We start from the raw sequence: 22,123 nt of genomic DNA, 5'->3' as shown, positions 1-22,123 counted from the left end.
GTATTAAATGTATCCAATGTCGATGAGGTTTCCCGTGTGTTTTGATCTGTTCATTCATTATATTTAATAGGGTATAGGTGCCATGCCTAAGAAAGTTGCAATTTATAGCGGTATGACTGGTGGCGTGTTCATCTATACGTGTCGTTTGATACGCGAATTATCCAGGTCTGGGTATGACGTACATTTTATAACCCATGGTCCAATGCCTGAAGCTGATAAAGAAAATGAATTGATTGCAAGGATATCACAAAGTGCGACAGTCCATGCTTTGCCAGCTTATGACTCGGTGTCGCATGTTGCGAATATGTACAAGGTATTGTCTGTCATCAAGCCGGACGTTATTCTTCCAAATTATAGAAAGTCAACGTATGCCGGATGCGCTTTGTACGCGAAAGAGGTGCCTGTGCGCATCGTGGCCGTCTGCCATAATAATCACGAAAGCTATTACAATATTTTTATTGAGTATGAGCACATAATTAGCAGGTTTATCTGCCCTTCGAATGCGGCGGTGGGTTACTTGAAGCAGATTTTCTCAGAAAGGAAGAAGGATATAGTCCACCTTCGTCACGGGGTGCCTATTACGGAAGAGATGGCACAACCGCCCGTTGACGAGTTTAGGTTGATTTATCATGGCAGGGTGGTCGAGGAGCAAAAGAACATCTCACACCTGATAGAATTGATGGCTGAATTGCGGAAAACCGGGCGAAAGTTCCGGTTGCTCATTGCCGGAACAGGGCCGGACAGCAAATCTTTGGCCGAATTGGTGAAAGAACATGAATTAAATGATTCAATAGAATTTTTAGGTTTTTTGGAATGGGGAGAGCTTCAGGGGCACCTGGCTTCGTCCCATGCCGCCGTTCTGACATCTTCCTATGAGGGCTTTTGCTTGTCTCTCGCCGAAGCTTTGGGAGCCGGGCTCCCCGGGGTGGCCTATGAGTGCGAAGGCGCGATTAACGGTTTCCTGAAACATGGTGAAACGGGATTTGCGGTGAAGTATGGTGATGTCCGCGCGTTGGCCGATGGCCTTCAAGCCTTGTTTGATGATGCTGAACTATGGCGTAGCATGTCCATGCATGCCAGGAAGCTCGTCAGCGAGAAGTTCAGTCTAGTCCTATGGGGGGCCGACACAGCGAGGGTGCTAGAGGCCTCCCTTGAGGACCATCCGAGGGCCTGGCCTACTCTGAAACCGGTAATCTGCAATAGCTTATTAACCAGGGCTTGGAACCGTACCGGACGGATGGCTGGGCTGTTTTTCTGACACACCCGGCAGGTGTCTATAGCTTGAGGCGGTCCTTTCTCTCCTGCATTTGCACAGCCTGAAGTGGCGTCTTTCGTTGGGAGCAGCACCTTACCGGGGGGATATGATTTCCGGGGCCATGAGTTGGATGTTGCAGGAGGAGGCCGAGGGTTGCCGGGTAGCAAATTTTACAATATTTCCTAGTCTAAGGATATTGTTGAAATTCCGGAGTGGTGGTAAGTGAAACATTCCAATGGAATTGCACCAAACCTGTGACCCCGAGTGTTTGATCATGGAAAAAGTATTCTTTCTGAGTGACTTGGCGATAGTTGTTCTTGTCGGTATCCTGGCCTTTTTTCATCCCAATGGATATTTTGTCGGCGGAATGTGCCTGGCGGTCATCATTATCTGCGGCCTCAGGCTGTCTTTTACGCATAAAAGGCTCATCGTCCCGTTACGAAAGACTACGTCCGTTCTGGATGAAGCGTCCAAGGGCAAGCTGGATATGCACGTGGAAGAGGGGGGCTTCGCAGAGGTTCGTGTGGTTCAGCACTCGATCAATCATCTGATCGAGACGTTGAAGGCCAAGATCGGCGTTACCGATTCCATTCTGGAAAACATCATTACGCCCATGGCTCTGACTGATGCGGACGGCAAGATCGAGTGGCTGAACGAATCCATCATCCGACTCACGGAGCAGGAAGGGAAGCCGTCCGATTTCTACGGGCTTTCCTTTGCCCAGTTTTTTTACGGCTACGAGACCGAGACCGTGGCCAGCAAGGCGCTTGAGCAGAAAGAAAAGCAGTTCGCCAAGACACAGGTTGATTCCCGCAAGGGCAACACCAAGTACATTTCCATTGCGGCGGCACCCATCAAGGATACCAGCGGCAAGCTCATCGGTGTTTTCACTTCGGTGATGGACTTTACCAATATCAAGCTCAAGGAAGACCGGATTACAGCCCAGAACGAGGCCATCGCCAGGGGCGTGGCCGGGGCTACCTCGGTCGCCGAAGAGGTCTCCCTGGCCGCCGAGAACCTTGAGGACCAGATTCGCCAGGCCACCGGAGGCGCAGAGGAACAGCGGGCGCGAACCGCCGAGGTCGCCACTGCCGTGGAGCAGATGAACGCCACCATTCTCGAAGTGGCGCGAAGCGCGGCCAGCGCCTCGCAGACGGCCAGCTCGGCGCAGGATACAGCCCAGCAGGGCAGCGAACAGGTCAACAAGGTCATCGAGGTCATGACTCAGGTGAACGCCAAGGCCAACCAACTGAAATTGGAAATGGACGGCCTGGGCGAACAGGCCGAGGGCATCGGCCGGATCATGTCCGTGATTAACGATATCGCGGATCAGACCAACCTGTTGGCGCTCAACGCCGCCATCGAGGCCGCCCGCGCCGGAGAGGCCGGACGCGGTTTCGCCGTGGTCGCGGACGAGGTCCGCAAGCTGGCGGAAAAGACCGTGCAGGCCACCAACGAGGTGAGTTCCTTTATCGGGGCGATCCAGGAGAGCGCGCGCATGAACATGACCGTGACCGAGGAGACCACCCTGGTGATCGAGGAGGCCACCTCCATGACCAACGCCACGGGCGAGTCGCTTGAGAAGATCCTCGAGCTGGTGGGTACCAACGAATCCCAGGTGCATTCCATTGCCACGGCTTCAGAAGAACAGTCTGCGGCCAGCGAGGAGATCAACCGTTCCACCGAGGAGATCAACCGCATCGCCGAGGCTACTGCCGAGGCCATGGCCCACGCCAGCGAAGCCGTCGTCAACATGTCCCGCCTGGCAGGCGAGTTGAGCGAGTCCATGGTCACCATGCAGATGGAATCCGACTAAATCGTATTTGCTTGAAAGAAAATCAAGAGGCGCGCTCCTGCGGGAGCGCGCCTCTTGTTTGTTTATGGGAGCTTTCGTTCTCTGCGTCATCTGCGGGGAGCCGAGCGTGGAGTTCGAGACTACTCCTTCCAATAGGGATGGCTTATGTCTTCGAAGGCGCTCATGGCCGCCATGGAGCCTTCGCCGATGGCGGTGACGATCTGTTGCAGGCCGCCTGTCAGGTCGCCCGCCGCATAGACGCGGGGGACGTTGGTGCGCATGGTCCCGTCCACCTTGACGAAGCCGTCTTCCCCGAGGACGACGCCAAGGTCTTGGGCAAGGCCGGTGGCGGCAACCTGACCGATGGCGATGAACACGCCGTCCACGGGTAACTCCGTGACGGTTTCGTCCTTGACGTTGCGCAGGAGCAGCTTGTTAGCGTGCTTCCCGTCTCCCTGGATTTCCTCCACCACGGTGTTCCAGAGCACCGGAATGCCCTCGCGCTCCACCGAGTCTTGGAGTGACTGCTGGGCGCGGAACTCGTCACGCCGGTGGATGAGGGTTACATCCACGCCGAGGTTCTTGAGATGCAGGGCGTCGGTCAGGGCGGTATTGCCGCCGCCGACAATGGCCACGACCTTGCCTTTGTAGAGGTAGCCGTCGCAGGAGGCGCAGTAGTTGATGCCACGCCCGAAGTAGCGGTCCTCGCCGGGCACGCCTAGCTGGCGGTAGGCCGCGCCGGTTGCCAGGATGAGCGCTTTGGTCGAGTAGACGCCCCGGTTGGTGGTCACGGTAATGGGCTCGCCCTTCCCAGGATCGCCCAGCTCGATGGAGTCCACGCCTTCCCCTTCCTGGACCGGAGCGTATTCGCGGGCGTGTTCACTCATGATGTCCATGAGCTGCTTGCCGGGCACCGTGGCGAAGCCGGGGTAGTTCTCCACCACCGGGGTCAGGGCCACCTGTCCGCCCACGATGTTTTTCTCCAGGACCACGGCCTTGAGCCCGGCCCGAGCGGCGTAGATGCCCGCCGTGAGCCCCGCCGGGCCTGCGCCCACGATGACCAGGTCCACCTCGCCGGGTTCGATGGAGCCGAAATGCTGCGGGGCCTTGCCGTCCTTCATGCCGGGCAGGGCTCCTTCGGCCAGCAGGTCTTCCGCGCTCTTCAGGTAGACCAGTTCCACGGCGAATCGTTCCTCGGGCATGAGGCCCAGCCCCTGGTGCGCGCCTTCGTTGAACACGGTGTGCGGCACTGAGCCGACGTCGTACCGTTCGGTCAGTTCCGGGTTTTCGTTCATTTCGACGATCTCGGTCTTGACCAGATCCGGCTTGGCGATGGCGCACTTGACGGCGTGCATGGCCTGGCCCGGGCAATAGGGGCAGGAGGGGCTGACGAAGACCTGAACCAGGCGCTCTTCATCCAGTTGGTCGACCAGGGGTTGGGATGTTTCGGACAGGCCGGTCATGCCCAGGGAGGCGAGGAAGATGGTGGTGATGAACGTCTTGCCTTCCTCGCCAAGGGGCGCGCCAAGGAACCGGATGTGGTAGTCGTCCGGGTTGACGCACAGGGTGGGGGATGTGGTGATACCCAGCTTTTGCGCCCGGTCGGAGTCCAGTCCGAATTCGCTGAGCGTGATCTTGTCGCTCAGTTTCGCCAGATCGGCGCAGAACTTGGTCATGTAGCCGGAGAACTCATCCTTCTTGCCTTCGGTGAAGACTTCCAGGGCTACCTGCCCACGCAGATCCTTGAAGGTCTCGGTCAACTGCTTGCGGACATCCTCGGGGAGGAACCAGTCGTTGTCTTTCTTCTTGGCGAACAGGGGGCTCATGACGTCCTCGCTTTATTGAGAATTAGGAATAGGTATCGATTCTAGACAGTAAAGCCGGGGAGGGGGTGGCGTCAAGGATAGCACCGGGTGGAGGCGCGAACTGAACATATGCAGCACTTCGGGGTAAGTCCCTAAGTGGGGTATATATTCCGGTACGGGTGTGGTGGTAATTCCTGTTTCGTGTTATTTACCTTTGAAAAATTTCTATCCAACCCTCCGGCATAGAAGGTGACCCATGCTCAGATCACTCTCCATAGGCAATCGAATCATCGCCATGATCTTTATCATGGTGCTGTTTATCGGCGGTACCTGTGCGGCGTTTCTGTATTGCCTCGAAACGGTCAGGGAGTTCAGCGTGAACGAGACCGACACCGTCATGTTCGAGGGGCAGAAGGACAAGCTTAAGGTGGCGACCGACAGCATGGCCGCGACGCTGGGTTCAGTCCTGAATAACATCCCCGACCCTGCGGAGCGAAACGGGGAACTGCAACGGATGATCGCGGACTTCCGTTATGAGAAGGACGGGTCCGGCTATTATTTCGTCACCGAAGGCACGGTCATGATCGCCCATATCAAGACCTCCTTGCTCGGCAAGGACCTGGACGGCCTCAAGGACAAGAACGGCGTGCACATGATCAGGGAGTTGGCCAAGGCTGCTGAAGGCGGCGGCGGGTTCGTGCGCTACATCTGGCCCAAGCCCGAGGCGGGGGATCAGCCCAAGCTCAGCTATTCCACCATGATACCCGGCACCGGATACGCCATCGGAACGGGGGTATACATCGACAATATCCAGAAGAGTGAAAGCCGGATAAGTGCGGCCATCGGCACCATCGTCAGGGACAACACCGTGCGTATCCTGGCTGTTCTGGCGGTCCTGCTCGCGGGTGTGCTCGTCCTGAGCCTGTTCATCGGGCGCAGCATCACCCGTCCGTTGCAGGGGGCCACGCAGGCGGCCCACGCCATTGCCGATGGCGATTATGCAGTGCAACTGGATTCCTCGGGGCGGGACGAAGCCTCCCAGTTGCTGGGCGCACTCGACTCCATGGCCGCCACCCTGCGGGACAACATGGAGGTGATCGCAGCCCGGACCCGCGAGGCCGGAGAAAAGGCCGAGGCAGCGGAAGAGGCCATGACCGAAGCCGAGAGGGCACGCGCCGAGGCGGACGTGGCCCGCAAACAGGGCATTCGCCAGGCGGCCGAGAGAATTCACGCCGTGGTGGAACGCGTCTACGATGCCTCCAGCCAGATCGCCAGCCAGGCCGATATCATTGATCGGGGCACGGCTATACAACGTGCGCGCGTCCAGAGTACGGCCACGGCCATGGAGGAGATGAATGCGACCGTGCTCGAAGTCGCCGAGAACGCATCTGCCGCTTCGGTCACCGGAGCAGAGGCCAGGAAACTGGCCGTGCTTGGTTCCGAGTCCGTCAGCCGGTCCGTGGAGGCTATGAACACCACCTATGGCGCTGCCGAAGACCTCAAGCGCGGCATGAACAGGCTTGGCGATCAGGCCGAGGGTATCGGCAAGGTCATGGAGGTCATCACCGATATCGCGGACCAGACCAACCTGCTGGCCCTCAACGCCGCCATCGAGGCAGCCCGCGCCGGAGAGGCCGGGCGAGGTTTTGCCGTGGTTGCGGATGAGGTCCGCAAGCTGGCGGAAAAGACCATGCAGGCCACACACGAGGTGGGCGAATCCATTTCGTCCATCCAGGCCGTGGCCCAGCAGAATATCGGCAGCATGGAGAAGGCCCTTTCCGACCTGGGCGAGGCCGTGGACCTGTCCCACAAGTCGGGTGACGTGCTCCTGGACATCGTCAAGGGAGCCGAGGACTCGGCCGGTCAGATTCAGGGGATCGCCACTGCCGCCGAGGAGCAGTCCTCCACTTCGGAAGAGATCAACCGTGCCATCGAGGAGATCAATGCCATCTCTGCCGAAACCACCCAGAGCGTGGCGGAGTCATCCGAGGCGCTTGCTGAATTGGCGGTTCAGATGAAGAATCTGCAGGAGGTTCTCGACGGTCTGCTGCAGGACGCGGAGAGCTAGCGCGTGTGGCGACGCCTGCGCCTGCTCCATTTGGCCGAAATGCCAACGGGCTGTTTTTTCAGGGTTCCTCTTCCGGCGCCGGAAGGGTTACCGTGACCGTGGTGCCCTGGCCAGGGGCACTGTGCATGGAGATGTCGCCGCCGTGCCGCCGGGTGATCAACCTGGCGCTGTAGGTGCCCAGACCTGTACCGCCCGGTTTTCCCGCAGTGACGTACTTGTCGAAGAATCTCTCCCGGATGGACTCCGGTACGACTCCGGCGTTGGCTATGCGGATGACGCAGCCGTTTGTTTCCTCCACGTCCACATCTATGCTCACGGGGTGGCCCTCGTTGGCCTCCAGGGCATTCTTCATCAGGTTGCAGAGTAGGGAGAAGAGAAGCGGGTATTCCGCACGGATCATCGCGCAGGCTTCTTCATCCGCCGGAGTTCCGTTCAGATTGAAGTGCACCGGAACAGCCTTTTCACGTCCGATCTGGAGGTGCCGCAGAACCTCCCGCACCAGCTTGGCGATATCCACCTCGCGCATGTCGAATTCGTAGGTGCCGGTCTCCAGCTTGTACAGGGCCAGGGACTGGTTGATGAGGTCGAGCATGACCGTGCCTGCTTCCTCCACGCTTTGCAGCAGATCCTGTTGGCGCGGAGTGAGGTTGTCGTCTCGTCTCAGGACCCGGGGGATGCCGATGATGCCTGAGAGGGGGGACTTGAGGTCGTGCCGTACGATGCGGGTAACTTCTTCCTTGAGTTTGTCCAGGGCCTTCCTGCGGCTTACGTCGATGCCCACGCAGATATACTGGCCGATCTTTCTCTCCACGTTGCCGATGAAGGAGCCGGCCCATTCTCCCCAGAAAGTGGTGCCGTCGGGCCTGCGGGTCTCGATTTCCAGTTCCAGCCGTTGGCCGGAATTAAGAAATGCTTCGATTTTTTTCTCGCCGTCTTCCGGAAGTTGGGCCGCGCTGTGGAGCAGGATATCCCGCACTGTCTTTTCGCGCAGTTCCTCTTCTCCGTACCCCAGGCGTCTGAGGGCGTATGCGTTGGCGTATGTTGCCTTCCCCGACGCGTCGAACAGAAGAACCAGGGTCCTGGAGTTCTCGACCAGTCCCCGGTAGAGCGCCCTGTTTTCCCTGATCTCCGCTTCCAGTCGTTTGCGCTGGTCGATATCCCTGACCGAGGCCCGGATGCCAAGCATGGCTCCCTCGGGCGAGGTCACCGGAATCGAGGCATGGGCCACCCAGCGTGCGGTCCCGTCCTTGCGGATGAGGCGGAAATCGAAGTGCAGAGGCTCACCCAGAGCGGCGAGGGACGAGAGTTTGGCAAGGACCCGCTCCCTGTCGTCCGGGTGGATGATGCGATGGAGGAGGAGCGGTTCGGCAGTGAAGTCGTCCGGCGTGTATCCGGTGATCCGTTCGCAGGCAGGTGAGATGTACCGGTAGTGACCGTTCGGGGAGAGCCAATACTCCCAGTCGTGAGTAAAACTGGCCACTGTCCGGTAGCGTTCCTCGCTCTCGGCCAGCTTTTGCGCCGAGGTCCTTAGCTCGCGCAACAGGGGGTCGATCAGCGCGATCCCGGCGAAGACCAGCACGGAGATGGCCAGGCCCAGGACCTCGTAGGAGAACGGCGGCCCCGGATCGCCCTGGAAGAGTTGGAAGAGGGTGTGCGTGCGCCGGAAGGCCATGATGAAGATGCCCGACGAGAGGAGGGCCCAGGCGAGGCTCCGGCCCGAACTGGCGACCAGCCTGAGCGCGAACAGTCCGGCCGCGAACTGGAGTAGCGTGGAAGCGAGTACGATGCCGAAGATCATGCCTACCTCTCAGACGACAGTGTTCCCCCTGATCCCAAACGGGTTCAGCCTACAACTCACCCAAAGTTGTTGTCACGGAATTTATTATTCTTTTTCAGGGAAGGCAGGATTTTCTGCTTCATCGCCATGGAAGCGATGCGCGCAAGAAAACTGATGGGCAGGCCGGGGGGGATCAATCCAGTTCGAATTGGTCGCGCCAGTCGCCTTCTTCTTTCCAGTCCGGCTGGTCGGCCTTGGCAAAGAGAAAATCGCCGAGGACCAGGTAATCCATCTCGGTGCGCATGAAGCAGGCGTAAGCGTCTTCGGGGGTGCAGACGATCGGTTCGCCGCGCACGTTGAAGCTGGTGTTGACCACCAGGCCGCAGCCCTGGGCGCGGTTGAAGGCATCGATAAGTTGCCAGTAACGCGGGTTGGTTCGCTTGCTCACGGTCTGGATGCGCGCCGAATAGTCCACGTGGGTGACCGCCGGGATGGTCGACCGCTGGACATAGAGCCGGTCGTACATGGTCATGGCGTCGTAGCCGTCCGGAAGGGGGTTGCATCTGTCTTCGGCCACCGGGGCCACGATGAGCATGTAGGGGGAGGGGCGGTCGAGCTCGAACCAGGCTGCGGCTTCCTCCTCCATGACCGAGGGAGCGAAGGGGCGGAATCCCTCGCGGTATTTGATCTTGAGGTTGAGCTTTTTCTGCATCTCCGGGTGGCGGGGATCGCCGAGGATGGAGCGGTTGCCCAGGGCGCGAGGGCCGTACTCCATGCGTCCCTGGAACCAGCCTACGGCATTGCCTTCGGCCAGAAGCCCGGCCACTTTTTCGGTAAGTGCGGAAAAATCATCGAACTGCTCGTTGGGAGCATTGTGTTTGCGTATTACGCGGTTGATGTCGGCCTCGTGGAATTCGGGGCCGAGGTACGCGCCCTGCATGGCGTCGTCAGGTTCGGGTGAGCGTGCCTTGCCCTGCCAGATGTGGCGGGCTGCCAGGGCTGCGCCAAGGGCACCGCCTGCATCCCCCGCAGCAGGCTGGATCCAGATGTCGCGGAAGGTGCCGCGCCGGAGCAGCTTGCCGTTGGCCACGCAGTTGAGGGCCACGCCGCCAGCCATGACGAGGTTCTCGCAGCCGGTCAGTTCCCGGGCGGTCTCGGCCAGGGAAAAGACGATTTCCTCGGTGACCTGCTGGATGGCCAGGGCCAGGTCCATGTAGGGCTGGGTGATGTCGCTCTCCGGCTGACGGGCCGGGATGCCGAAGAGGGCCTCCCAGCGGGCGTTGTTGCACATGGTCAGCCCGGTGGCGTAGTTGAAATAATCCATGTTCAGGAGCAGGGAGCCGTCCTCGCGCACGTCCATGAGCTCGTCGTACATGGCCTGCTTCCACTGCTCCACCCTGGCCGCGCCCGGATTGCCGTAAGGGGCCAGTCCCATGAGCTTGTACTCCCCGGAGTTGACCCGGAAGCCGCAAAAGGCGGTGAACGCGGAGTAGAGCAGGCCGAGGGAGTGGGGAAAATGCAGTTCCCGCAGGACGGAGATGTCCTTGCCCGATCCCTTGCAGATGGTGGTGGTCGCCCATTCGCCCACCCCGTCCACGGTCAGGATGGCGGCCTCCTCGAAGGGCGAGGGATAGAAAGCGCTGGCCGCATGGGAGAGGTGATGCTCGGGGAAGAGAATTTTCGGTCTGCCCCTGCCCAGCCGGTCCAGCTCCTCGTTGAGCATCTTGCGCATGAAGAGCTTTTCCTTGATCCACACCGGGATGGACGAGAGGAAGCTGGTAAGCCCCCGGGGCGCGAAGCCGTTGTAGGTCTCCAGCAGCCGCTCAAACTTGAGATAGGGCTTGTCGTAGAATGCCACGGCGCTCAAATCCGCCAGGGAGAGCCCCGCTTCATCTAGCACATACCTGGCCGCATGGTGGGGGAATCCCTCGTCATGCTTCTTGCGCGTGAACCGCTCCTCCTGGGCCGCGGCCACGATCTCGCCGTCCAGCAGCAGTACCGCTGCGGAGTCGTGATAATAGGCGGAAATCCCGAGGATGGCGTCAGGCATGTCTAGCGGGGAGACTCCATGTCTCCGGGAGCAAAGGTGTGGTTCCGTTTGACAAAAGCACTCTCGGGCCCATCCTTCCATCGTTTCAGGGACATGGGATCGTATCCCGCCGCCCGCCGGATCAGAGCGACGGGGGTGAGGATAAGGAAGAATCCGATGGTGAGCAGAAGTCGCGTCATAATGTAATCGGGATTGCAGTGCGAATCGTCAGTCGACTGATTGCCAAAGTTTTGCCCTGAGGGCAAGCCATGCCGCAGGGCAAGATGGTTTTCGGTGTTGAAAAGAAGAAAGGCCTCATGGCGGTGATTGAGGCCTTTCGGGGGGAGTTCCCGACTTTGCGGCCGGGAAAATATGGGCCATATAAGCCATAGTCACCGGTCGAGGGCAATAGGGGAAAGTCCTTTTCTGAACGAAAGAGGCGGGAAAAAATCCTATTGGTTCGGAAATATCATCATTTGGCTCGATCAAGGTGCAATCCTCCGACTAAGGTTGCGTTCCGTACAAAAAAATTGTACGAAACACACATGCTAACTGAGCTTTTTACCTCAAAAACACGGATAAAAGTGCTTCTCAAGCTCTTTCTCAATCCGGAAGTGTCTTGTTATCTCAGAGAATTGGCCACGGAATTCTCACAGTCTCCTAATGCCTTGAAAAGTGAATTGGACAGTTTGAGCGAGGCGGGCTATCTGGAGCGCGAGCAGAACGGACGAAGCGTGTATTTCCGGGCCAACAAGGCACATCCCTTTTTCCCGGAGATCAGTTCCATCGTCCGAAAGTCGCTCGGCATCGACAAGCTGGTGGACGAAGTCGTCGCCAGCCTAGGCGAGGTGGAAGCCGTGTATATCTTGGATGATTACGCGCAAGGAAAGGATTCCGGGCTGATCGACGTGCTTATCGTAGGAAATGTTGACAAAGATCGTATGGCGGAATTGTGCCGTATCGTGGAAAACAAGGTCGGACGGAAAGTGCGAGCCATTGATATTGGGCCGAATGAATTCGAATTAAGCCGGAACGTATTTTTAAGCAGGCCGAACTGGAAGGTTGTATAAACGATCATGCAAAAAATATCGAAGTTCAGTTTAGATGGTCGGGTCGCGATAGTAACTGGTGTTATGGGAAATCTCGGACCTGTATGGGCCGAGGCCCTTCTGGAGGCAGGGGCCAGTGTCGTCGGGTTCGATTTGCAGACCGAAGACACGGATTCCCTGATAGCTCAATTAGGCGGAATGTTTTCCGGTCGGTTTGCGATTCGCCATGCAGATGTTAGGAGCCGAAAAGAGCTTCAAGCGGTGCTGGCTTGGTGCAGGGAAAAGTTTGGCCCTCCCTCGATTTTGGTAAACAATGCTGGCATAGATCAGCCTCCTGGAGGCCTGTCAACGTCTTATGACATGACCACAGTTCCTTTCGAAGTGTGTGAAACCATCTTTGGGGTCAACTCTATCGGGGCATTTCAGTGCGCCCAAGTCTTTGGGGAAAGCATGATTGAATCTGGCGGAGGGAGCATCATCAATATAGGTTCAATGTACGGAATGATCTCCCCGGATTCGCGCATGTACGATCATATCGAAGTGGATCCTCCGTTTTTGAAGCCTCCAGCATATGGTGCCTCCAAGGCCGCTGTAGTGAATTTTTCACGATATCTCGCTTCGCATTGGGCCCCCCACGGCGTGCGCGTCAATACGCTTTCTCCTGGAGGAATTCTTGGAGGACAGGACGAGGCTTTCAAGTCAAAATTTTGTGCCCGAGTTCCTATGGGGAGGATGGGGAATGCCGAGGAACTGAAAGGACCGCTCGTTTTCCTCGCATCTGACGCTTCGTCCTATGTTACCGGGACGGAGATTCTCGTGGATGGTGGCTATACGTGTTGGTAATGGAACGGAGTCGATATATGAATACAGTTTTTCCTGATGAAATTGGCAACTGGGTGGCAGGGGGAGAAACATTTGCTACAGGGGATAGGTGTTTCGACAAGGTTTCCCCTCATAATGGACAAGTGCTTTGCTCAGTCACCCGTTCAGATAAGGCAGAGGTGGCCGAGGCTGTGCGTGCGGCCCGTAGAGCATGGCCGATGTGGAGCAACACAAATCCTGTTCAGCGTGGGCAACTTTTGCATGATTTCGCCATGGGTATTAAGGCCAGGCGTGAAGAAGTCGCCGCTATCGTGGCCGCCGAAACGGGCAAGGCTCCAAGCGAGGCGCTGGGTGAAACCGACGGTGCTATAGCCTTGGCCTTATTTTATGCGGGGGAGGGGCAGCGACTTTACGGACGGACCACTACAAGTGGCGTGGACGGAAAATCCGCCATGACCGTCCGTCAACCTCTTGGCGTTGCCGGCCTGATTGTCGCCGCGAATACCCCCATAGCCAACGTTGCTTGGAAGATCTTTCCGGCCCTTATCTGTGGTAACACCGTCGTACTTAAAGCCGCTGAAGATACTCCGGCAACTGCCTGGATCGTAGGCAGCATTGCTAAGGTTGCCGGGTTGCCGGACGGCGTCTTGAATATCGTTCAGGGGTATGGCGAAGAGGCTGGAACTCCTTTGGTCGAGAACCCAGAAGTGGATGTGGTCAGCTTTACCGGTTCAACTGCTGTGGGGCGGCGTATCGCCACTACTATGGCTAAGCGCCTGGGACGTGTATCCTTGGAGTTGGGCGGAAAGAACGCCCTAGTCGTGTGCGATGATGCCGACATGGACAATGCTGTCAAATGGGCACTTTTGTCAGCATTTTCGAACGCTGGACAGCGGTGTGCCGCCGCTTCCCGAATTGTGGTTTTTGAAAGCATGTATGAAGAGTTCAGAGGGCGGTTTGTTGAAGCTGCAAAGAAGCTTTCATTGGGCCCAACTGATAACGACGATCTTGGGCCGGTTATAAACCGGCAACAATTGGAGAGTATGGAGAGCGCAGTTGAACGCGCTCTTGCCGGTGGTGCGCGCCTTCTGACCGGAGGCCAACGTCTCGATGGGGATGCGCATCAGAATGGCTGCTATATGATGCCGACGATCCTGGAGAAAGTGGGAAGAAAAGATGAACTCTCCAAGGCAGAAGTGTTCGGCCCGGTCACGGTACTCTATTCTGCGCGGGATTTTCATGAGGCGGTTGAGATCGTGAATGATTCGCCCTATGGGCTGACCGCCGCTATTCATACCAAGAGCGTTCATCGAACTGGCGAGTTCGTTAACAGAGTACAGACCGGTGTTGTAATGATTAACGCTGGAACATACGGCAGCGAACCGCACATGCCTTTCGGTGGCCTCAAGCTTTCCGGCAACGGAACCCGTGAGCCAGGAACCGAGGCTTTGGATGTTTATTCAAATCTTAAAGATGTTTACACAGTGATTTTGCCTGATCTGGTGTAACTACAGGAAAAGGAAACATGGATAGAGAGATATTCCTCGACGGCGTTCTCGTTAATGATGAGACTGATTGCTACGTTATCGCGGAAATTGGCAATAATCACCAGGGAGATGTGGAGATTGCCAAGCAGATGGTCAAGGCCGCCAAAGATTGCGGAGCTGATGCTGTTAAATTTCAAAAGAGAGACAATAGGAGCTTCCTAACCAAAGAAGCATTCAATTCTCCCTATGAAAATGAAAATAGCTATGGGAAAACCTATGGAGAACATAGGGAGTTTTTAGAACTGGGGCTCGAAGAATTAGCTGAAATACAGGCCTACTGCAAAGAGTTAGGCATCTCCATGTTCTCGACGGCTTTTGACTTAAATAGCGTGGACGTCCTTGAAGAGCTCGATATTCCCTTTTACAAGATAGCTTCCGGGGATTTGCGTAATACTGTTTTGCAAAAGCGTATTGCGGAGACCGGAAAGCCTATCTTGATCAGTACTGGGGGCGGGGATTTGCAAGATGTTGTCCGTGCTTATGAGACAATTACAGCCATCAATGATCAGGTTGCCGTTTTGCAATGTACGGCAGCATATCCCATATTGGATTATTCGGAGATGAATTTATCCGTTGTCTCCACGTATCGCAAAGAGTTTCCAAATGCCGTAATTGGTCTTTCAGATCATGAAAACGGTACAACCATGAGCTTGGCTGCTTACATTCTGGGCGCTCGCATCGTGGAAAAACATTTTACTCTCAATCACGCCTGGAAGGGAACCGATCATTCCTTTTCCTTGACACCGAGAGGCCTCTCGTTGGCTGTAAAAAGCTTACGTAGAGCGAAACTCGCTCTTGGTGATGGAGTCAAGGTTGCAACGCCCTCTGAAAAATCACCTATTTTCAAGATGTCGAAATCTATTGTCGCCGCAAGAGACCTGCCTGCGTGTCACGTTTTAGAATGGGATGATTTTGCTTTTAAATGCCCAGGCAATGGTCTTCCTCCCTATGAGATCGACAACCTGATAGGCAAGACGTTGCTTGAGAATGTGCCAGAAGATCAATTGGTTACATTCGAGCTGGTAGAGAATGACTAAGTATAGAGTCCAACACTGGAGAAGGCATGGAGCCGTTGTATATACCCCGGACGTTTTTTGATTATGTTGTTGAAATGGACAAGCCTCTTGTTTGGCGGGGGCGTCTTTTGGCCGACATGTGCCGTTTGAACACCCTGTACATGATTCAAAGGGCGGGGAGTGGTCATATCGGCTCCAGTTTCAGCAGTCTGGATATTGTAACATGGTTATTTCTTAAGGAGCTACAACTCGGTAGTGACGTTGAGCATATCTACTTTTCATCAAAGGGACACGATTCTCCTGGGCTGTACTCTGTAATGATAGCCTTGGGCCTGATTCCCTTCGATTCCATTCATACACTACGTCAGCTCGGTGGCCTGCCCGGGCATCCTGATGTAAGTACGCCTGGCATTGTAGCCAATACAGGCTCTTTGGGGATGGGAATTTCCAAGGCCAAAGGCATGGTACAGGCCAACCGCCTGAGCAGACAGAAGGGACAGCGTATTTTCGTCATGCTTGGTGATGGAGAGATGCAGGAAGGGCAATTATGGGAGTCTCTTGCCTCGGCCGTGAAATCGGGCATGTGGGAGATAACGGCAATTGTTGATCGCAACCGCATTCAATCCGATACCTGGGTTGATCTTACCTCTCCGCAGGGCGATGTGAAGAGCCGTTTTCGTGCATGTGGATGGCGGGTGGAAACCGTCAACGGTCATGATTTCGAAGGATTGGAAGAAGTCTTTTCCTCTGTAGCTGAAGAGCGGAAGAGGCCTCAGGTCATATTTGCGGAAACGGGGAAAGGACATGGCGTTTTGCGATTCTTGCATTCAGCGGATGAGAACGACGACACTCCTTACCCTTACCATAGTGGTGCGGTTGATCCTGAACTGTATTCAGAGGCATTTAGGGAACTTAAGGAGCGAATTGAAGCGGCCTTTCGATCTGCTGGAGGGCCGGCTATCGCTTTTCACAAAGGCCCTTCCAGGGAATGCGCAAATCCATTGCCTTATCTGCAAAAGCTGGTGCCTGCCTACGAAGATGCCTTGGCTAATGCCGCCAAGGAGCGAAAGAAGTTGGTGGCTCTTGATGCAGACCTTAAATTCGATTGCGGGCTTGGAAAGTTTGCTGCCGAGCATCGTGAACGTTTTTTTGAGTGCGGCATAGCCGAGCAGGATATGGTCTCACAAGCTGGAGCGATGGCTGGCAAAGGATTCCTTCCGATCGTCCATTCTTTTTCTTGTTTTCTTACTGCAAGAGCCAACGAACAGATATTTAACAACGCAACAGAAAGAACCAATGTCACGTACTCGGGTTTTTTAGCCGGAGTGGTGCCGGGAGGGCCTGGACACTCTCACCAAGCCGTCAGAGATATAGCCGCGCTGCGGGGTATCCCCGACATGCTGATGGCAGAGCCTTGCTGTGAAGCTGATGTCCCGTGGTTGCTTGCCACCCTGCTGGATCATGCCGGTCCGTCGTATCTGCGAATTTGCTCTATTCCTTGGGAACGTGTTGATATTGAGGCAATTCCTGCCGCTATTGGGCACGGGCGAGTGTTGCTGCCTGGGCGGAAGGCCTTATGCTTTGCCTATGGTCCAGTGCTTGTCTCACAGGCGTTGGCTGCTGCCAACGCTTCTCCGCATGACATTGGCGTGGTTGAACTGCCATGGCTGAGCACGGTGGATTCCGCATGGCTTGCTGACCTTGTCAAGGATACAGACATTCTCTTCAGCTTGGATAACCATCAGGTTGACGGTGGGCAGGGGACGACTTTGGGCCAAGCTCTTGCCTCTCTGCGTAGTCCTGCTCCTCGCTTGGTGCAAATAGGTGTCGAAGGAATAGCCGTGTGCGGGACAAATTCCCAAGTCCTTGCCCATCACGGTTTGGATGCCCAATCGTTAGTGGACCGGTTTGATGAGGTGTTGCGCGATGAATAAACCGGTTGCTCTGATCCCTGCACGAGCACAATCCAAGAGGATACCACGGAAGAACATACGGCAGTTGGGAGGACATCCGCTCCTCGCATATACGATAGCTGCGGCTTTGGGTTCTGGGATATTTTCGGATGTAATAGTTTCGACCGAGTGTCAGAAGATTGCGGAAGTTGCTCGTTCGTATGGGGCTCACGTTCCTTTCCTTCGGCCAGAAGCCTATTCCGCCGACCTGTCTCCCGATATTGACTGGGTACGCCACGCCTTGCTCTATCTGGCAGAACGGGGAACTCTGCCCGACTATTATTTCCTTTTGCGTCCAACTAATCCGTTCAGGCAGAGCGAGACCATTGTACGTGCATGGGAAGCCATGAAAAAGAGCCCGTGGGCGAGCTCATTGCGCGCGGTCCAAAAATGCCATGAGCATCCGTATAAAATGTGGAAGATACAGGATGGCGGATTACAACCGCTTTTCGTAAATCCGGATGAAGGAGCCACGCCTTGGCATAGCACCCCCTATCAGTCGCTTCCTGAGATATTTGTTCAAAATGCCAGCCTTGAGATAGCGAAGACATCTCTCCCTCTCATGAAAGGGGTCATCGCCGAAGCCCCCATGGTCCCCTTCGTCTCAGAGGGGTATGAGGGATTTGATCTGAATTTCCCGATGGATTGGGAATTGGCTGAACTTATGGTCAATAAAGGTGTGGTTCGGCTGCCAACAGTTTCTAAAGCCGAACAGGACGACAGTGGTCCCATGGGGATGGTGCCATAAACCGGCGTTGAGTGGAAATAACATGACGGGGCTTTTGAGGAAGTACTATCTGACGATCCTGATCGTCATGCTGTGTTCAATTGGTGTCAATCTAGCAGTATCCTCGTTTGGATATGGACAGTTGGCTTTAGGGCTTCCAGATGATTTTTTGAGATTCAGCAAGGGGGTGGCAGAGCGGGATTCAGCACTTTGTGAATCGGTTTTCGAGACACTGTTCCCTGGGTATGAAGATGTTTTGGACAAGGCCGGACCGCCGTTGAATTCGGAAGACGAATTTGCCCTTACGACAGTACTGGTTGGAAGCGATCGCAAGGCACATGTGTATATACCCTTGGAACTTCCTTTCCGTTTGTTGGAGGAACGAACTCCGGACGTTCTCATTTTTGGAACTTCCAGAGCTCGAGATGGAATCAATCCGAAAGTGCTGGCTCAAACTTTGGGCGTTGAGACAGTTTTAAATTTTGCCGTGAGTGCGGCGAGCGCAACAACCGAAGAACTCCTTATGCAACAAGTGAAGGTCATGCAAAGGGGCAAGTCCAAGGTTGTGATAATATGCGTCGATGACTCCTCTTTTTCAGTTCGTTCCAGTGATTTAAAGGCGTGGGATGCTAAAATTAAGTCGCTTTCAAGCAAACCTTCGTTTTTGACTTCGTTGAAACGAACTCTAGAAGGAGCCAAAAAACTTGTTACCCACAGTCGAGAAAAATGGATTGTGACCGAGCAAGACCTTAGTGTTCTTGCGTCATGTGGAAACGTCGAGTCTCGGAAGCGAGAAGAACAGTTTGAATCTTCACCAAAGCAACGGTTCCCGGAAGGGGTAAGCCTGGAGCAGATGGATGCACTGCGCCGTATTGCCGACATTGCTCCGCAATTGGCTCATCAGGTAGTATATTTGGTGATGCCATTGACCGAGAAGTACTATACGTACGTTGACGGATTTAATTATCTGCCACGGGTGCGTAAGATAGTGGGAGACGACATCATCATTGCCTCACTTCCCGCTTTCGGCTTGACAGATGCAGATTTTTTTGGGGCCAAGGGACGTGGAAACTGTGAGATGGATCTTCACCACCTGAACCCCTTGGGAGCGGTCAAGTTTTCTAAGGCGCTTGCCAAGAGATTGAAGGAGGCGAGTTGATTTACTCCTCCTTTGAATTCGTCGCACTTCTCGGTTTTGTTGGTATACTGCTTCAATACACCAGCCAAGCAGCAAGAAAATGGGTGCTTTTGTTGTTTTCTGCTGTTTTTGTCTGTTGGTCTGGTCTCGTAACGACCATAGTGCTTTGTCTTGTTATCTCTCTGATTTGGGCCGTATTGTCATTGGCGCGGCGTTACTCTGAACGCTCTCAGCTTATTACCGCGTGCGGCATAGGCCTACTGGTTGGGAACCTGTTTATGTGGAAGTATTGGGGATGGGTCGCTTCCCTGGCTTCCTTGTCATTGGATGGCTGGGAGACCAGCTTTTTTATCTCTCATCAACTTCCTATAGGAATAAGCTTCTATACGCTACAGGGGATAGCTTATCTCATTGATAACACAAGAGGTGAAACAAAGCCGATTAGCTTCACGGAATTCGTCTTGTTTCAAAGTCTTTTTGCCCAGCTCATTGCGGGCCCTATTGTTCGGCATAATGAACTTATTCCTCAAGTCCATGCGCTGCCCCGGGCTCAAGAAAGAGACGTCCTCAAGGGGTCGGAGCTTTTCATTCTTGGGCTGTTCAAAAAAATGGTACTCGCCGACCGAGTTGCGCAGGTAATTGACCCGATCTTCGCAGCCCCTGAACAATTTGATCCTGTCACTCTCTGGATGGCCATTCTTTTATATTCCGTTCAGATCTGGGGTGACTTCTCCGGCTATATGGATATGGGGCGTGGGGCGGCATTGATTTGTGGCATTTACTTGCCAAAGAATTTTTATGCCCCATACCTGGCTCATAGCCCGAGTGAATTCTGGCGCCGATGGCATATTACACTCGGACGCTGGCTGAGAGATTATGTTTATTTCCCAATGGGGGGAAGTCGAGGTTCGGCGTGGCGGACTATAATAAATCTTATGGCAACCATGCTTCTATGCGGTTTCTGGCACGGTGCTGCTTGGAACTTTGTCATTTGGGGAGCCTATCATGGCTTGTTGCTGACTTTGCATAGAGTGGCCCGGTTATTTGTGAGGTTGCCCAAGCCTATGGCAATCGGGGTGACGTTTATCTTCGTCGTCTTTGGCTGGCTGATCTTTCGCGTTGAAAATTTGGAAACACTGGGGTCTATTCTTACATCGTTTTTAGATGCTGGAGCATACCGAACTCTGTTTTCTGCTCCCATCGATATCCGTTGTATTGCCGCTCTTGCATTGGCTTTAGCTATTCAAGCTGGAGAGACAGCGTTTCCCTTGTTGGGAAAAATGTGGCTGGAGTTAAGGCTGGAAGCAAGGGCAACCGTCGCAGGTCTGTTATTATTTGCCGCCATTTATTACCGCGGGACTGCTGCACCCTTTATTTATTTTGCCTTCTAGACAAAACCCTTTGGGAGTTGGTCTTGGACCGTTCCCTGCTATTAAGATGTTATTTAAGCAAAAGCATGTTTATTGATACTTGTTTATTTTATTTCCGCGAATTTCCGCGTCAGATAGTGGCAACCTTGTTGTTGCTTCTGCTTGCTGGAGCCGTGGAGTCGATTGGTGCCGTAAGTATTGTTCCCTTGCTTAGCGCGCTAATCGATGGGAATGCCTCCAACCCTCTGATGAAAAACATTGAAATGGTTTTTTCCCATTTTGATGTTGTGCCTTCGCTGACTAATGTTCTTGTCATTATTTGTGCTGCAATGGTTGGAAGAGCCGTCATCTTTTTGCTGGCGTATAAACAGGTCGGGTATGTCGAGGCAGAGGTTGCTACTCGTCTGAGAACAAGGTTGCTGGGCGGTCTCCTCAGGGCAAACTGGAGCTACTACATCAAGCAGCCGGCAGGAAAGTTAACCTACGCACTTTCCACTGAGAGCACTCTTGCTGGCAGAGGACTGCGAATACTGGCGCTTGCTCTTTCGCACATTATTCAGGCGGTGGTTTACCTTGGCGTAGCTTCATTTTTTTCTTGGCAGATTGTTCTTGCCGGTATTGCTTGCGGAAGCTTGATGATGTTTTCCTTAAACTTCTTGATAAAAAGAATACGCGCCGCCGGGCTAAAGCAAACCAATGCATTAAATGCCATGAATGCCATTTTCACTGATGCTCTCGCGGGAGTGAAGCCGCTGAAGGTTATGAATGTGGAACGGCTTCTTGTTGGGCATATTGAGGATCAGTCTGAGCAATTTAAAGAGGCCGCAAGAAAAAGTGCCATGGGCATGGGGTTGATGAGCTCGATCCAGGAGCCGTTTACAACGGTTCTGGTCGCAGGCGGTTTGTACGTGGGATACGTCTTAATGAAGATAGATGCCGCCTTGATTCTTGTTATGGCATTTTATTTCCACCGCATTCTGTCACGTGTTTCAAGCTTTCAACAGACGATGCAGAATTATGGGATACTTGAAGGGAATTTGATCTCTCTTATTGGAAAAATTAATGAAATCAATTCGCAGAGCGAGTGCCGGACGGGAAAAAAATCAGTTGATTTTCAAAGCGAGGTCGGGCTGCGCGATGTCTCCCTTAGTTATGGGGACCGGGATGTGCTCAGAAATTTTAATCTTTCCGTGCCGATGAATCGAATTACCGCACTTTGCGGCCCATCGGGAGTGGGTAAGACAACAACGATTGATCTGATCGTCGGACTGGTTAGGCCTGACGAAGGTGAAGTGCTTGTTGATGGCGTCCCTCTAAGTGATTTGGACATGAACGCATGGCGGGAGCAGATAGGATATGTCCCGCAGGAGGTCTTTTTGTTCAATGACACCATCCGGATGAATATTACACTTGGCAGAGATGTCGAGGATGAAGAAGTTTGGAGAGCAGTGGACGCTGCCGGCGCACGAGACTTCGTGGAGACCTCTGAAGGTGGGCTTGATGGTTTCGTTGGGGAGCAAGGTAGAGCCCTTTCCGGGGGGCAGAGGCAGCGCCTGATGATAGCCCGGGCAGTGATCGCCCGGCCTCGTTTGCTTGTTCTTGATGAAGCCACCTCGGGGTTGGATGAAAAGACCGAGAAATCTATCTTGGATAGTATCGTTAGACTGAAAGATAATATGGCTGTGCTGATTGTGTCCCACCAGCAAGCAGTTAGAACTATTGCGGACGAGGTTATCGTCTACAATGGTCAAAAAAGGGAATTGGAAGGTTAGT

At 54.5% G+C, this 22,123-nt stretch carries 16 protein-coding genes; 12 read left to right on the top strand and 4 right to left on the bottom strand.

The genetic code is table 11. The annotated features are described in order from the left end of the window. Window positions 1-82: 82 nt before the first annotated feature. Together GM415_RS02320 and GM415_RS02315 are read left to right on the top strand one after the other, a co-directional pair. Window positions 83-1,258, top strand: a complete 1,176-nt coding sequence (locus GM415_RS02320) for a glycosyltransferase family 4 protein (RefSeq protein ID WP_158946229.1) — start codon at window positions 83-85, stop codon at window positions 1,256-1,258. Between the two features lie 271 nt (window positions 1,259-1,529). Beyond that, window positions 1,530-3,071: a methyl-accepting chemotaxis protein gene (locus tag GM415_RS02315; RefSeq protein WP_242012322.1), complete on the top strand. Its 1,542-nt coding sequence runs from the start codon at window positions 1,530-1,532 to the stop codon at window positions 3,069-3,071. Between the two features lie 119 nt (window positions 3,072-3,190). On the opposite strand, the gene GM415_RS02310 is transcribed toward GM415_RS02315, so the two are convergent. Next, window positions 3,191-4,876, bottom strand: coding sequence for an FAD-dependent oxidoreductase (locus GM415_RS02310; protein WP_158946227.1), 1,686 nt, complete (start codon window positions 4,874-4,876; stop codon window positions 3,191-3,193). A 235-nt stretch (window positions 4,877-5,111) separates the two neighbouring features. Here GM415_RS02310 and GM415_RS02305 point away from each other — a divergent pair, with 235 nt between their 5' ends. Continuing rightward, window positions 5,112-6,923, top strand: coding sequence for a methyl-accepting chemotaxis protein (locus GM415_RS02305; protein WP_158946226.1), 1,812 nt, complete (start codon window positions 5,112-5,114; stop codon window positions 6,921-6,923). Between the two features lie 58 nt (window positions 6,924-6,981). On the opposite strand, the gene GM415_RS02300 is transcribed toward GM415_RS02305, so the two are convergent. From GM415_RS02300 to GM415_RS02290, 3 genes are all read right to left on the bottom strand, one after another. Then, a complete protein-coding gene (locus GM415_RS02300) occupies window positions 6,982-8,721 on the bottom strand; it encodes a PAS domain-containing sensor histidine kinase (protein ID WP_158946225.1) in 1,740 nt (579 codons plus the stop codon). A gap of 172 nt (window positions 8,722-8,893) precedes the next feature. Further along, window positions 8,894-10,750, bottom strand: a complete 1,857-nt coding sequence (locus tag GM415_RS02295) for a carbamoyltransferase family protein (RefSeq protein WP_158946224.1) — start codon at window positions 10,748-10,750, stop codon at window positions 8,894-8,896. Between the two features lie 2 nt (window positions 10,751-10,752). Then, window positions 10,753-10,929 carry a hypothetical protein gene (locus GM415_RS02290; RefSeq protein ID WP_158946223.1) on the bottom strand — a complete coding sequence of 59 codons (177 nt, stop codon included), beginning with the start codon at window positions 10,927-10,929 and terminating at the stop codon, window positions 10,753-10,755. A gap of 345 nt (window positions 10,930-11,274) precedes the next feature. Here GM415_RS02290 and GM415_RS02285 point away from each other — a divergent pair, with 345 nt between their 5' ends. From GM415_RS02285 to GM415_RS02245, 9 genes are read left to right on the top strand one after another with little or no spacing between them, the layout of a single operon-like run. Then, on the top strand, window positions 11,275-11,799 hold the full coding sequence (locus GM415_RS02285) for a winged helix-turn-helix domain-containing protein (protein ID WP_158946222.1): 525 nt from the start codon (window positions 11,275-11,277) through the stop codon (window positions 11,797-11,799). Window positions 11,800-11,805: 6 nt separating this feature from the next. After that, window positions 11,806-12,621, top strand: coding sequence for an SDR family oxidoreductase (locus tag GM415_RS02280; protein WP_199244326.1), 816 nt, complete (start codon window positions 11,806-11,808; stop codon window positions 12,619-12,621). Between the two features lie 17 nt (window positions 12,622-12,638). Next, window positions 12,639-14,108, top strand: a complete 1,470-nt coding sequence (locus GM415_RS02275) for an aldehyde dehydrogenase family protein (protein ID WP_158946221.1) — start codon at window positions 12,639-12,641, stop codon at window positions 14,106-14,108. 17 nt (window positions 14,109-14,125) lie between these two features. Beyond that, a complete protein-coding gene (locus GM415_RS02270; RefSeq protein ID WP_158946220.1) occupies window positions 14,126-15,184 on the top strand; it encodes an N-acetylneuraminate synthase family protein in 1,059 nt (352 codons plus the stop codon). Window positions 15,185-15,210: 26 nt separating this feature from the next. Continuing rightward, window positions 15,211-17,097 carry a 1-deoxy-D-xylulose-5-phosphate synthase N-terminal domain-containing protein gene (locus GM415_RS02265; protein ID WP_199244325.1) on the top strand — a complete coding sequence of 629 codons (1,887 nt, stop codon included), beginning with the start codon at window positions 15,211-15,213 and terminating at the stop codon, window positions 17,095-17,097. Beyond that, entirely contained in the window at window positions 17,090-17,863 is a 774-nt protein-coding gene (locus tag GM415_RS02260) for an acylneuraminate cytidylyltransferase family protein (RefSeq protein ID WP_158946219.1), read from the top strand. Before GM415_RS02265 ends, GM415_RS02260 begins: the two co-directional genes overlap by 8 nt. Before the next feature lie 22 nt (window positions 17,864-17,885). Continuing rightward, window positions 17,886-19,001, top strand: a complete 1,116-nt coding sequence (locus GM415_RS02255; protein ID WP_158946218.1) for a hypothetical protein — start codon at window positions 17,886-17,888, stop codon at window positions 18,999-19,001. Further along, window positions 18,998-20,371 carry an MBOAT family O-acyltransferase gene (locus GM415_RS02250; RefSeq protein ID WP_158946217.1) on the top strand — a complete coding sequence of 458 codons (1,374 nt, stop codon included), beginning with the start codon at window positions 18,998-19,000 and terminating at the stop codon, window positions 20,369-20,371. Before GM415_RS02255 ends, GM415_RS02250 begins: the two co-directional genes overlap by 4 nt. Window positions 20,372-20,394: 23 nt before the next feature. Then, window positions 20,395-22,122, top strand: coding sequence for an ABC transporter ATP-binding protein (locus GM415_RS02245; protein ID WP_158946216.1), 1,728 nt, complete (start codon window positions 20,395-20,397; stop codon window positions 22,120-22,122). The last annotated feature ends 1 nt before the right edge of the window (window position 22,123 follow it).

The organism is Pseudodesulfovibrio cashew, from assembly GCF_009762795.1.
Taxonomy (GTDB): domain Bacteria; phylum Desulfobacterota; class Desulfovibrionia; order Desulfovibrionales; family Desulfovibrionaceae; genus Pseudodesulfovibrio; species Pseudodesulfovibrio cashew.
The sequence above is the reverse complement of the archived record's forward strand: the minus strand, read 5'-3'. Positions and strand labels throughout refer to the sequence as shown.